Source organism: Pseudomonas sp. ENNP23 (assembly GCF_001728945.1).
GTDB classification, from domain to species: Bacteria; Pseudomonadota; Gammaproteobacteria; order Pseudomonadales; family Pseudomonadaceae; genus Metapseudomonas; species Metapseudomonas otitidis.
The window spans coordinates 26,178-39,322 of the sequence record NZ_LYSP01000036.1; the positions used below are offsets into that span (position 1 = coordinate 26,178).

The following is a 13,145-nucleotide window of genomic DNA, read 5'->3' on the forward strand; positions in this document are numbered from 1 at the left end:
CACCTTTTTTGATTTTTGTTTATGCCGTGCCGAGAGACTAGAGAAGCCGGCAGGCCACGAAAATCGGGCGCCATGAGACTTTGCTATCAGGGTGGCAGAGGATCGCCTGTAGGGATCGCCCTACAATCCAGAGCGATCCGCTCGGACATTCCCAGGCTGGAACACGGCCGCACCTTCCCTGGCGAAAGCCGCTTCAGAGCAGCTTGTGCTCCACCGCGTACTTCACCAGGTCCGCCACCGAATGCACCGCCATCTTCTGCATCAGGCGGGCCTTGTGGGTGCTCACCGTCTTGCTGCTGACGGCCAGGTGCTGGGCGATCTCGTTTACCCCCTCGCCCCGCACCAGGCGCTCGAACACCGAGAACTCCCGCTCCGAAAGCAGCGCGTGGGGCGGTCGCGAGTCGGTCAGGCCGACTTCGAACACCATGCGGTCGGCCAGGTCCGGGTCGATGTAGCGCCCGCCGGACGCCACCTTGCGGATCGCCGTGAGCAGCAGCGCCGGGTCGCTGTCCTTGGTGGCGTAGCCGGCGGCGCCGATCTTCAGTGCGCGCGCCGCCATCTGTGCCTCATCGTGCATGGACAGCACCAGCACCGCCGGCGGGTTGCTCAGCGCACGGATGCGCGGAATCGCCTCCAGGCCGTTGACCCCGGGCATGGAGATGTCCAGCAGCACCACCTCGCAGGGTGTGTGCCGCAGGGTTTCGAGCAGTTGCTCGCCATTGCTCGCCTCGCCGACCACGGACAGGTCCTTGGCCAGGCCAATGAGCTGCTTGATGCCCTCACGGACGATGGTGTGGTCTTCGGCCACCAGTACTCGGATCACGCGGTCGTCTCCTTCTCCAGGGGAATGCGCACCTCCAGGGTGCTGCCTTCGCCCGACTGGCTGTGGATGGACAGGCTGCCGCCCAGCATCAGCACGCGCTCACGCATGCCCACCAGGCCGAACGATGCCCCCGGACGGCAGGCATCGGGGTCGAAACCTATGCCGTCGTCGCTGATGGAAAGCCGCAGCCAGCCGTCTTCCGGGGCCAGCTCCAGCTCGACGCTCTGCGCGCGGGCGTGGCGCAGCACGTTGGTCAACGCTTCCTGCAGGATGCGGAACAGCCCGATGGCCTTGGCATCGGACAGCGCCGGCGGCGCCTCAGGCACCGTCACCAGGCAGGGGATGCCGCTGCGCGCCTCGAAGCGCCGGGCCTGCCATTCGATGGCCGAGCCGATGCCGGCGTCGAGGATCGGCGGGCGCAGCGCCGTGGCCACGTCGCGCACCAGCTGGAAGAGCTGGGCGATCAGGCGCTTCATGCTGTTCAGGCGCTCGCCCAGGCCGGCATCGCTGCCGCCGTAGGCCAGCTCGCACATGGAGGTTTCCAGCTTGAGCACGGTGAGCACCTGGCCGAGTTCGTCGTGCACTTCTCGGGCGATGCGAGCCTTCTCCTCCTCCCGCACACTTTCCAGATGCGCCGACAGGTCACGCAGTTGCGCCCGCGAGGCGGCCAATTCCAGCTCGATGCGCTTGTTGCCGGTGATGTCCCAGACCACGCCGTCCCACACCGCGCGACCATCCTCGAAGACCCGCGCACTGGCCTTGATATCGGCCCAGCGCTGCTCGCCGTCGCGGGTAAGGATGCGGCCCTGCCAGTGCCAGTCGCGGTCCTCCGCCAGGGCGGCCATCTGGCTGGCCCAGTAGCCGGCCTCGTCATCCGGGTGGACCAGCCCGCGAATGCCGCGCCCGGTGTTCAGCAACTCCTCGGCGCTGTACCCCACCAGCGCCTCGCTGCCGGCGCCGATGAAGGCGAACGCCGCATGGGCGCTGCCACTGGGCCGCTCCAGGCGGAACACCAGCCCGGGTACGTTGGAGGCGATGCCCTTGAGCCGCGCCTCGCTCTCCTCCAGCGCTTCGTGAGCGCGGCGGCGTTCGGTGATGTCGGTGAGGAACACCACCAGGTATTCGGAGGTGCCGAAGCGCAGGAAGCTCAGTGACACGTCCATGGGCACCAGGCGCCCATCCTCGCGCTGGCAGAGGGTCTCGATGTTCTGCGCGCTCTCGTTGCTGTTGCGCGCACGGCGCCAGAGGTTGAGCCAGCGGTCCATCGTGAGATCCGGCTGCAGGGCCGAGAGCGGGCGGTCCACCAGCCCGCCCGGTGCGTAGCCGAGCATCTGCTCCACCGCTCGGTTGGCGTAGCGCACATGGCTGTCCCAGTTGACCCAGAGGATGCCCACGGTGCTGTGGTCGATGGAGAACTGGGTCAGCCGCAGCGCCTCCTCGGCCGCCTCCCGCAACTGGATCGCATGGCGCGCCTCCAGCAGGCGCTTCTCCAGCGCGCGCTGCTGCCGCCGCAGCCAATAGATGATGGCGCCGGCACTGGCCAGCAACAGGCCGAACAGCAGACAGAGGTTCTGCCAGAAGCCCGGGGACTCACTGGCACGCGGGTAGCGGGCCTGCAACCAGCGCTCGTGCAACTGATCCAGGTCCTTCGGCGGGATCGCCCGCAGGGCGACGTCCACCAGGGTGGACAGCTCCGGCCAATCACGCCGCGTGGCGACCCGCAGCAACTGCGGGAAGCCGATGTCCGCCACCACAGCCAGGCCGGTGAACTCCTGCTCGCGGGACAGGCGGCTGAGCTGCGCTTCGTCGATCACGGCGTAGCGCACCTGCTGCTCCAGCACCGCACGCAACGCCTGGCGCTCGCTGGTGACCGGCTGCAGTGCCAGGCCGGAATAGGTGGCCCGCAGGTAGTCGGCCACCGGGCTCGGCGAGCGCAGCGCCACAGGCTCACTCGAGCCGAGCTGCTCGATGTCCACCGCGCCGGTGGTGGTACTGCGCTCGCCCACCATCAGTTGCGGCACCCGCATGTAGGGGTCGGAGAACAACCACAGGCGCAGGCCGGCGGGGGTCTGGATCAGGCCGGGGGCGATGTCCACCTGCCCATTGCGCAGGGCGTGCTCCAGCTCAGCCATCTCGTTGAAACTGCGCCAGACGAGCTGCACGCCGAGTTCCGTGGCCAGGCGCTCCATCAGCTCGACGTTGAGGCCGGAGAGTTGCTGCAAGCGGCGATCCAGTTGCGCATAAGGTGCCTGCAGCATGATGCCGACACGCAGTTCGGCATGATTCTTCAGCCAGGCACGTTGGCCGTCATCAAGGGGCAGCGTCGACGCCGGCTGCGCCAGAGACAGTCCCGGCAGCAGGCAGGCGAACAGGATGGACAGGCACAACGTGCGAATCATGCGACGGGACACCACGACGACCCGGGATCTGGGGCGGACATACCTTACTCCAGCGCCGCCCCTGGAGGCGAAGGCAGGCCTGACAAAAAAACAGCCAACCTATAGGCTTCCGCCAGTTGCCCCACCCGGACGCCTGCCATGCCCCGCCTTCCTTCCATCCTCGCGCCCCTTGCCCTGGTTCTGCTCTGCACTGCCGCCCTGGCCGAAGACCCGCCTGCCGGGAACAGCGATCAGGCCCCGACCGAAGGCAATGAGCAGCCGGCCGAGAAGCCGGTGGAACGGGCGCCACTCGACGAGCGCAGCGAGGAGGATGCCAAGGCCCTTGAGCAGCGCCTGCCACTGAGGGAGCAACAACGGCTGGGCGCAGGCAGCGAGCAGTTCCTCGCTTTGTGGCGGCCCGCCAATGTCGCCGAGCCCTATGGGGTGGTGATCCTGCTACCGGGGGATGGCGAAAATGCGGACTGGCCCCGGGCGATCGCACCACTGCGAACCAGGTTGCCGGACGTGGGCTGGCACACCCTGAGCCTCACCCTGCCCGACCCGGCCGGCGATGAACCCCCACCGCGCCCGGCAGGCACCTCGCTGCCTGCGGCCAGCGAAGGAAGTACGCCTGCAGAGCCGCCGAAGTCCGAAAGTGCAGACCCGGCCGATCCGCCACCACCGACGGAGCAGGCCGGCACCACCGAGCCCAGTGCTGATCCGCCCCCCCCTCAGCCCACCGCCGAAGAGCGACGCAAGGCTCAAACCGAGCGGATCGCCGCACGGATCCAGGCGGCCGTCGACTTTGGCCGCCAGCAACAGGCCACTACTGTCGTCCTGCTAGGGCATGGCACTGGCGCCTGGTGGGCGGCACGTTTTCTGACCGACAACCCATCCAGTGGCATCGAGAACCTGGTGATGGTGGCGGCGGACGTGCCGGCTGGCTACGAGCCCCCGCTTGAGGAGCTGGCCACACGCCTACCCCAGGCAGTGGGGGATCTCTACTACCAGGAAGTCCCCGCCGCTGCCGCAGCGGCCCTCAAGCGTCTGCAGGCCAGCAGGCGGGTCAAGCATCTGGACTATGTACAGGTACCGCTGGCGAACTGGTCCGCCAGCCGCGATGCCAAGCAGGAGCAACTGCTCCGCCGGGTACGTGGCTGGCTGGACAACCACCTAGGGAGAGCCGCACCGAAAAATCCGGTGAGCGGCGGCGCTACGGCGCCCACGCCACCAATAACGCCGCCGACGCCGAGCATCTGATCAGCGGAAGCCGTGACGCTCGCGGATAAGGTTGTAGGCGTTGTGCAGCTCACGGGTCCGCTCGGTGGCCTCGCGCACCCGCTGCGGGGTGGCGCCTGCCCCCGCAAGCTTGTCGGGGTGGTGCTGGCTGATCAGGCGCCGGTAGGCCCGTTTGATGACGGCAGGCTCGCTGTCAGCAGCCACGCCCAGTAACGCCAGCGCCTCCTGATAGGCACCGCCGCGCTGCACCGGCGCACCGCTGGGCCTGTCGAAACCGACGCTGAGCGCTTCCACTTCGTTGGCCGGCCAGTCCAGCCATTGCCCCCATTGCAGGATCAGCTCCCGCTCCTGACGACCGATGTGCCCATCGGCGGCCGCCATCTGCCAGCAGGCGCGCAGCAGGGCTTCGCCCTCCGCGCGCTGATGGCGCAGGCGACGCAGCGGCCGGCGCAGGTCGCCCTCACCGTTCTTGCCACGGGTAAAGGCCTTGATGGCACGACGCTGGGCGGCGTCGTCCAGCCCGAGGCGACGCATTTCGGCACGGGCCTGCTGGATGTGTACTTCGAGCACCCGTCCTCCACTCTTGGCCAGGCGGCCAAGGAGGCGGAACAGCAGCTCATGCTCATCGCGGCGGCGCACCCACTGGACCAGGCGTGACCAGGAATTGAGCTTGAAACGCCGGTCCGCCACCTGGCCCAGCAAACCGCCGAGCAAGGCACCGGGGATGCTGGCGATGAACATGCCGGCGACGGCACCCAGGAGGGTCATGGGCCAGAACATCTCAGCGGCCCGCCTCGACCAGACGCTCGACTTCAGCCAGGCGCTCCAGGGTGCCCACATCCACCCAGTGGCCCGGGTGATGCTCACCACTCACCTGGTCGTGTGCCATCGCGTCACGCAACAACGGGGCGAGCTTGAAGGCGCCGGCGTGGCAACCGTCGAACAGGCGCGGGTCGAGCACGGCGATGCCGCTGTAGGTCAGCCCTGGCTTGCCAGGCACGCCATCGCTGACGCGCCCTTGGTGGAGTTGGAAATCGCCACCCGGGTGATGGGCCGGGTTGTCCACCAGGACCAGGTGGGCCAGGCCGTCGAGCGGTGCGCGCAAACGGGCGAAGTCGTAGTCGGTCCAGATGTCGCCGTTGACCACCAGGAAGGGCTCGTCGCCCAGCAGCGGCAGTGCTCGATGGATGCCGCCGCCGGTCTCCAGCGGCTCGCCCTCGGGGGAGTAGCGGATGTGCAGACCGAACCGCGCGCCGTCGCCGAGGTGGTCCTCGATCTGCTGGCCGAGCCAGGCGTGGTTGATCACCACGTCGACGAACCCGGCTACAGCCAGGGCCTTGAGGTGGTACTCGATCAGCGGAACGCCGGCCGCACGGACCAAGGGCTTGGGCGTGTGCAGGGTGAGCGGCCGCATGCGCTCGCCCTTGCCGGCGGCAAGGATCATCGCCTTCATGCGGGCACCGCCGTATGGCTAGGCAGGCTGGCCAGCAGCTCGGCCAGGGGCGCGAGTTCGGGCCGGCGCGCCAGCACGGCATCTATATAGGAGAAGAAGCGCGGGACATCGCCCAGGTAGCGGGGCTTGCCGTCACGGTGGCAGATGCGGGCGAAGATGCCGATGACCTTGAGGTGGCGCTGCACGCCCATCAGGTCGCTGGCGCGGAGGAAGTCATCGAGCTGCGGCTGCACCGGGATGCCGGCCTCGCGAGCGAGGTTCCAGTAGCGCTCCAACCAACCGCGCACCCGCGCCTCGGGCCAACTGAGGAAGGCATCCTTGAACAGGCTGGTGACGTCGTAGGTGACCGGGCCGTAGACCGCGTCCTGGAAATCCAGCACGCCGGGGTTGGGCGTACTGAGCATGAGGTTGCGCGGCATGTAGTCGCGGTGGACCAGCACGCGGGGCTGTGCCAGGGCACTGTCGACCAGCAGGGCGCAGGTCTTCGACCAGAGCGCCTGCTGGGTGGCGTCCAGGGTCACTTCGAGATGGCGCTGCAGATACCAGTCGGGGAACAGCTGCAGCTCACGACGCAGCAGGGCGTCGTCGTAGCAGGGCATCGGCACATCGAGGCTGCGTCGCTGCAGAGCAATCAGGGCCTGGAGGGCATCCTCGAACAGGGCCTCGGCGTTGTCGGTATCGATCACTTCCAGGTAGGTCTGGCGCCCCAGATCGTCCAGCAGCAGGAAGCCCTGCTCAAGGTCGGCCGCGAGGATGCGTGGCACATGCAGGCCGGCTTCGGCCAGCATGCCAGCGACCTTGACGAAGGGGCGGCAGTCTTCCTGAGGCGGCGGAGCATCCATCACGATCAGCGTGCGGGCCTCGCTTTGCCAGCGGAAATAGCGGCGGAAGCTGGCGTCGCTGCTGGCCGGAGCCAGGCTCGCCGTGGGCACTTCGCCCCAGCCCTCACGCTGGAAAAGAACGGGGAGCTGCTGCTCCAGCCAAACGCTAAGTTGTTGAAGCCGTACATCTTGGTGGGGCATCGAGAGGTCTCCGACGGCGCTAGCCGTTGCGCGGGTCATGCTTTATTATCCAGCATCTTTTTCAGCCCATCGAGAGGCGTGCGGCCCCCGCGGGCCGATGGCGCGCAGGAAGCCCGGACTAACAAGATGGCAGTAAAATCTCCCGCGTTTCGTAAAAAATTCCCCTTGCTGGTCACCGGCGGTCTGCTGGCCCTGCAACCTGTAGCCACTCCATTCGTTGTCGCCGCTGATCAGTTTGACTGCCAGGCGTCCACCACGGGCGGCTGGGCCTGCACCCCCAAGGCTTCCGCGTCGAACCTCCCGCCCCGGCCGATCCACAGCGAGAGCGCCGTCAGCTCCACCGTGGGTGTCGCCAGTGCACAGGCAGGCAGCGACGGCCAGGTAGCCCGCGGCGAAGAAGCCAAGCCGACGCTGGTCACCGAATCCGGTGGTCGCGCCCTGGCTTCCCGCAGTGCCGACTACAGCCACCTCGACTGGGTCCCGCGTGAAAAGCTCACCGCCGCACAACTGGCCGAGGCCGGCCCGTACTGCGCAGGCGCCTACATCGAACCGACCCGCCCGGGTATGAACGACAAGACGCCCAAGGCGGATGCGCCCACCTATATCTCTGCCAAGGCTTCGCGCTACGAGCAGGAGCAGCAGGTGGCTACCCTCGCCGGTGACGTGGTGATGCGCCAGGGCAGCATGCAGGTCGAGGCCGACGAGGCCAACCTGCGCCAGGCCGAGAACCGTGGCGAGCTGGTCGGGAACGTTCGCCTGCGTGACAACGGTGCACTGGTAGTAGGCGACCGGGCCGAGCTGCAACTGGACAACGGCGAGGCAAAGATCGACAACGCCGAGTACGTCCTGCACAAGGCACACGTACGCGGCAGCGCCCTGTACGCCAAGCGCCAGGACGACGCGATCATCCGCCTGAAGGACGGCACCTACACCCGCTGCGAACCAGGTGACAACGCCTGGAACCTGAAGGGCAACAACATCAAGCTGAACCCGGCCACCGGTTTCGGCACCGCGACCAACGTCACCCTGCGGGTCAAGGATGTGCCGGTGTTCTACACCCCCTACATCTACTTCCCGATCGACGACCGTCGCCAGTCCGGTTTCCTCCCACCGAGTATCGGCAGCGGCAGCGACACCGGCTTCACCCTGTTGACCCCCTACTACTTCAACCTCGCCCCCAACTACGACGCGACGCTTTACCCGCGCTACATGGCCAAGCGAGGTCTGATGATGGGCGGCGAATTCCGCTACCTCACCAAGAGCAGCGAAGGCCAGGTCAGCGGCGCCTACCTGAACGACGAGAACGACGACCGCAAGCTGCAGTCGGAGTACAAGGACAAGCGCTGGCTATACAGCTGGCAACACACCGGCGGTCTGAACTCCCGCCTGCTGGCCGAGGTGGACTACACCGACATCAGCGACCCCTACTACTTCCAGGACCTGCCCACTGACCTTGACGTACAGCGCAACACCTACGTCAACCAGCGCGGCACCCTGACGTGGCGCGGCGACAGCTATACCGCGCGCCTGAACGCCCATGCCTATGAAATGGCGACCGTCACCGACATCACCCCCTACAACCGCCTGCCCCAGCTCACCCTGGATGGCACGTTGCCGGTAGACGCAGGCGGCCTGAAGTTCGACTACTCGACCGAGTTCGTACGCTTCGAGCGCAGCCTGCGCAACGGCAACTTCATCGACGAAAACGGCCAGTCCAATCCGTGGAACGACACACGCATCCAAGGTCTGGCGCGCGCCGACGGCAACCGTATCCATGTCGAGCCGGGCGTCAGCCTGCCGCTGGACTGGAGCTACGGTTTCCTCAAGCCCTCGGTGAAGTACCTCTACACCCAGTACGACATCGACCTGGACAGCCAAGGCAAGTCGACGTTGCTCGCCGGGCAGACCTTCAAGAGCAGCCAGGACCGCACCGTACCGATCTTCAGCGTGGACAGCGGCCTGTATTTCGACCGCAACGCCACCCTGTTCGGCAACAACTACCGCCAGACCCTCGAGCCACGCCTGTTCTACCTCTACGTTCCCGAGGAGAAGCAGAGCGACATCCCGGTCTTCGACACCGGCGAAAGCAGCTTCAACTATGCCGCGCTGTTCCGCGAAAACCGCTTCACCGGACGTGACCGCATCGGTGATGCCAACCAGGTTTCCCTGGGCGTGACCAACCGCTGGATCCAGCCCAACGGTTTCGAACGCCAGCGCTTCAGCATCGGCCAGGCCTTCTATTTCGAAGACCGCAAGGTCCAGCTACCCGGTATCGACTACCGCTTGCGCGACTCCGCCCAGGCCAGCAGCTCGCCCTACGCGATGGAATACCTGTATCGCTTCAACCGCGACTGGCGCCTGAGCTCCGAGTACAACTGGGATCCTGACGCTGGCCAGACCCGCTCCGGCAACCTGATGTTCCACTACCAGCCGGAAGACGAAGTCAACAAGGTCGTCAACTTCGGTTACCGCTACCGCAACGACGCCGTGGTCTACAACCAGACTACCGGCCAATGGCAGGAAGGCGGCGACTATGTCGACCCTGTCACTCGCAACGTGATCAAGGACTACTACAAGATCCAGCAGCACGACGCCTCGGTCATCTGGCCGATCGTGCCGCAGTGGGCCGCCATCGCACGCTGGCAGTACGACTACAACCGCAACCGCACACTGGAAGCCTTCGGTGGCTTCGAGTACGACAGCTGCTGCTGGAAGCTGCGCCTGATCAACCGCTACTGGGTCAGCTACGACGAAACCACCCTTTCGCCCGACCTGAACGAAAAAGCCGACCGTGGCATCTTCCTGCAGATCGTCCTGAAGGGCCTCGGCGGGATCATGGGCAACAAGGTTGAAAGTTTCCTCGACACCGGCATCCAAGGTTACCGTGAACGTGAAGACCAAGCTTTCTGATTGTCTGCGCCCGCTGATGCTGGGCGCCCTGCTCCTCGGGACCGGTGCGCAGGCCGAGGTTCAGACCCTCGACCGCGTAGTGGCGATCGTCGACAACGACGTGGTCATGCAGAGCCAGCTGGACCAGCGCGTCCACGAGGTCCAGCAGACCATTTCCAAGCGCGGCGCCGCACTCCCCCCGGAGCACGTCCTGCAGCAACAAGTGCTCGAACGCCTGATCATCGAGAACATCCAGCTGCAGATCGGCGACCGCTCCGGCATCCGCATCACCGATGAGGAACTGAACCAGGCCATCGAATCCATCGCCCAGCGCAATGGCATGAGCGTGGATCAGTTCCGTTCGGCACTGGCCCGTGATGGCCTGTCCTACCAGGACGCCCGCGACCAGGTCCGTCGCGAGATGGTCATCAGCCGAGTGCGCCAACGCCGCGTGGCCGAGCGCATCCAGGTCACCGACCAGGAAGTGCAGAACTTCCTGGCCTCCGACCTGGGCAAGCTGCAGCTGTCCGAAGAGTTCCACCTGGCCAACATCCTGATCCCGGTTCCGGACGGCTCGTCCCCGGACACCATCCAGGCTGCCGAGCGCCAGGCCCGCGACCTCTACCAGCAACTGCGTCAGGGCGCCGACTTCGCCCAGCTGGCCATCTCCCGCTCTGCCGGTGAAACCGCCCTGGAAGGCGGCGAGATCGGCTGGCGCAAGGCTGCCCAGTTGCCCCCGCCCTTCGATGCCATGATCAGCGCCCTGTCGCCGGGCGAGGTCACCGAGCCGGTACGCACTCCGAGCGGTTTCATGATCCTCAAGCTGTTGGACAAACGTGGTGGCAGCAGCCAGGTTCGCGACGAAGTGCATGTGCGTCACATCCTGCTCAAGCCCAGCGAGATCCGCAGCGAAGCCGACACCAAGCGTCTGGCCGAGCGTCTCTACGAGCGCATCCAGTCCGGGGAAGACTTTGCCGAACTGGCGAAGAATTTCTCCGAAGACCCGGGTTCGGCCCTCAACGGTGGCGACCTCAACTGGATTGACCCCAATGCTCTGGTGCCCGAGTTCCGCGAGGTGATGGAGAACACGCCGGCCGGCAAGCTCTCCCGTCCGTTCAAGAGCCCCTACGGCTGGCACGTGCTCGAAGTACTCGGCCGTCGCGCCACGGACAGCAGCGACCAGATGCGCGAGCAGCAGGCCATCAACGTCCTGCGCAACCGCAAGTACGACGAAGAGCTGCAAGCTTGGCTGCGTCAGATCCGCGACGAAGCCTACGTCGAAACCAAGCTCTGACCCGCTTCACCGGCGAGGACTCGCCAGCGCTAGAATGAGCGCCCGAGTTCCCCGCCGGAGCCCTCCTGATGCCCCCCCTGCGTTTTGCCCTCACCCCCGGTGAGCCTGCCGGTATCGGTCCCGACCTGTGCCTGCTCCTTTCTCGCGAAGCCCAACCCCATCCGCTGATTGCCATCGCCAGCCGGCAACTGCTTGAGCAGCGCGCCCGCACCTTGGGCGTCGATATCAACCTCATCGACGTCACAGCCGAGCGATTGCCCACCGTCCCCGCTGCCGCAGGAGCGCTCTACGTCTGGGATACCCCCTTGGGGGCAGAAGCCACCGCCGGACAGCTCGACACCGCCAACGCGGCCTATGTCCTGCAGACGCTCACTCGCGCCGGCCAGGGCTGCCTGGATGGATTGTTCGACGGCATGATCACCGCCCCGGTGCACAAGGGCGTGATCAACGACGCCGGCATCGCCTTCTCCGGCCATACCGAATTCCTCGCCGACCTCACCCGCACCCAGCAGGTGGTGATGATGCTCGCGACTCGGGGGCTGCGCGTCGCCCTGGTCACCACTCACCTGCCGCTGAAGGATGTCGCCGCCGCCATCACGACGGAGCGCCTGGAACGGGTCACGCGCATCCTCCACGCCGACCTGGTGGACAAGTTCGGCCTCAGCCAGCCGCGCATCCTCGTCTGCGGCCTCAACCCCCACGCCGGGGAAAGTGGCCACCTGGGACGGGAAGAGATCGAGGTGATCGAGCCCTCCCTGCAGCGCCTGCGCGCCGAGGGCATGGACCTGGTCGGCCCGCTGCCGGCCGACACCCTGTTCACCCCCAAGCACCTGGAGCACTGCGACGCTGTCCTGGCCATGTACCACGACCAGGGCTTGCCCGTGCTCAAGTACAAGGGCTTCGGTGCCGCCGTGAATATCACCCTGGGCCTGCCGATCATCCGCACCTCGGTGGACCATGGCACAGCCCTGGACCTCGCCGGCACCGGCCGCATCGACGGTGGCAGCCTGCAGGTGGCGCTGGAGACCGCCTACCAGATGGCCACCAGCCGCCAACGCACCGTTTGATGGCCACCGGCCGCTGCCCGGATTGCCACCGGGCAGCGGCGAGCAGCACCTCAGCGCCGCTTTTGCCTTAAACTACGCGACCTCGTTTTTTCGCTTTGTGCTCTTGCTTGATGCTTGCAGCTTGAAGCCTGGAGCCGCCTCTCTATGTCCGAATACCAACACCGCGCCCGCAAACGCTTTGGCCAGAACTTCCTGCACGACGCCGGCGTCATCCACCGCATCCTGCGTGCGATCCACGCCAAGCCTGGCGAGCACCTGCTGGAGATCGGCCCCGGCCAGGGCGCGCTGACCGAAGGCCTGCTGGGCAGTGGCGCGCGACTGGACGTCATCGAACTGGACCTGGACCTGATCCCGATCCTCAACGCCAAGTTCGGCGCCGAGCCACGCTTTCGCCTGAACCAGGGCGATGCCCTGAAGTTCGACTTCCACCAGTTGGGCGCCGAGCCCCGCTCCCTGCGAGTCGTGGGCAACCTGCCGTACAACATTTCCACCCCGCTGATCTTCCACCTGCTGGACAACGCACCGCTGATCCGTGACATGCACTTCATGCTGCAAAAGGAAGTGGTGGAGCGCCTCGCGGCCGAACCCGGCGGTGGCGACTGGGGCCGCCTGTCGATCATGGTCCAGTACCACTGCCGCGTGGAGCACCTGTTCAACGTCGGCCCGGGCGCCTTCAACCCGCCGCCGAAGGTGGACTCCGCCATCGTCCGCCTGGTCCCCCACGAGACCCTGCCGCATCCGGCCAAGGATCACCGCCTGCTGGAACGCATCGTTCGCGAAGCCTTCAACCAGCGCCGCAAGACCTTGCGCAACACCCTGAAGGCCCTGCTGGACGCTGAAGCCATCGAAGCCGCCGGCGTGGATGGCAGCCTGCGCCCCGAGCAACTGGACCTGGGCGCGTTCGTCCGTCTGGCCGACCAGCTTGCCGCCAAGACAGGCACCGCCTGAGCTCCTAGACTTTTTTCATCGCGCGAGAGAGC

General features: G+C 66.4%; 10 protein-coding genes. 5 read left to right on the forward strand and 5 right to left on the reverse strand.

Going from position 1 to position 13,145, the window contains the following annotated elements:
• Positions 1 to 193: 193 nt before the first annotated feature.
• The gene (locus tag A9G05_RS19385) at positions 194 to 823 is read right to left on the reverse strand and encodes a response regulator transcription factor (RefSeq protein WP_069562505.1); all 630 of its coding nucleotides are present in this window, start codon (positions 821 to 823) and stop codon (positions 194 to 196) included.
• The gene (locus A9G05_RS19390; RefSeq protein WP_069562506.1) at positions 820 to 3,222 is read right to left on the reverse strand and encodes a PAS domain S-box protein; all 2,403 of its coding nucleotides are present in this window, start codon (positions 3,220 to 3,222) and stop codon (positions 820 to 822) included. The genes A9G05_RS19385 and A9G05_RS19390 overlap by 4 nt, the downstream gene beginning before the upstream one ends.
• Before the next feature lie 138 nt (positions 3,223 to 3,360).
• Here A9G05_RS19390 and A9G05_RS19395 point away from each other — a divergent pair, with 138 nt between their 5' ends.
• Complete coding sequence (locus tag A9G05_RS19395) at positions 3,361 to 4,461, forward strand: alpha/beta hydrolase family protein (RefSeq protein WP_069562507.1); 1,101 nt, start codon at positions 3,361 to 3,363, stop codon at positions 4,459 to 4,461.
• Here A9G05_RS19395 and A9G05_RS19400 read toward each other — a convergent pair whose 3' ends face one another.
• Genes A9G05_RS19400 through A9G05_RS19410 form a run of 3 tightly spaced genes read right to left on the reverse strand, consistent with a single transcriptional unit; the run spans position 4,462 to position 6,915 of the window.
• A complete protein-coding gene (locus A9G05_RS19400; RefSeq protein ID WP_069562508.1) occupies positions 4,462 to 5,220 on the reverse strand; it encodes a TerB family tellurite resistance protein in 759 nt (252 codons plus the stop codon). It lies immediately after the preceding gene.
• A gap of 1 nt (position 5,221) precedes the next feature.
• Positions 5,222 to 5,893, reverse strand: coding sequence for an N-acetylmuramate alpha-1-phosphate uridylyltransferase MurU (gene murU, locus A9G05_RS19405; protein WP_069562509.1), 672 nt, complete (start codon positions 5,891 to 5,893; stop codon positions 5,222 to 5,224).
• The gene (locus tag A9G05_RS19410; RefSeq protein WP_069562510.1) at positions 5,890 to 6,915 is read right to left on the reverse strand and encodes an aminoglycoside phosphotransferase family protein; all 1,026 of its coding nucleotides are present in this window, start codon (positions 6,913 to 6,915) and stop codon (positions 5,890 to 5,892) included. The genes murU and A9G05_RS19410 overlap by 4 nt, the downstream gene beginning before the upstream one ends.
• Positions 6,916 to 7,041: 126 nt before the next feature.
• Here A9G05_RS19410 and A9G05_RS19415 point away from each other — a divergent pair, with 126 nt between their 5' ends.
• From A9G05_RS19415 to rsmA, 4 genes are all read left to right on the forward strand, one after another.
• Entirely contained in the window at positions 7,042 to 9,825 is a 2,784-nt protein-coding gene (locus A9G05_RS19415) for an LPS-assembly protein LptD (RefSeq protein WP_069562511.1), read from the forward strand.
• Positions 9,806 to 11,098 (forward strand): peptidylprolyl isomerase SurA, encoded by a 1,293-nt coding sequence (surA, locus tag A9G05_RS19420; protein WP_160479485.1) that lies wholly within the window; start codon positions 9,806 to 9,808, stop codon positions 11,096 to 11,098. The genes A9G05_RS19415 and surA overlap by 20 nt, the downstream gene beginning before the upstream one ends.
• Positions 11,099 to 11,166: 68 nt before the next feature.
• A complete protein-coding gene (pdxA, locus tag A9G05_RS19425) occupies positions 11,167 to 12,165 on the forward strand; it encodes a 4-hydroxythreonine-4-phosphate dehydrogenase PdxA (protein WP_069562512.1) in 999 nt (332 codons plus the stop codon).
• Between the two features lie 144 nt (positions 12,166 to 12,309).
• A complete protein-coding gene (gene rsmA / locus A9G05_RS19430) occupies positions 12,310 to 13,113 on the forward strand; it encodes a 16S rRNA (adenine(1518)-N(6)/adenine(1519)-N(6))-dimethyltransferase RsmA (protein WP_069562513.1) in 804 nt (267 codons plus the stop codon).
• Positions 13,114 to 13,145 lie beyond the last annotated feature (32 nt).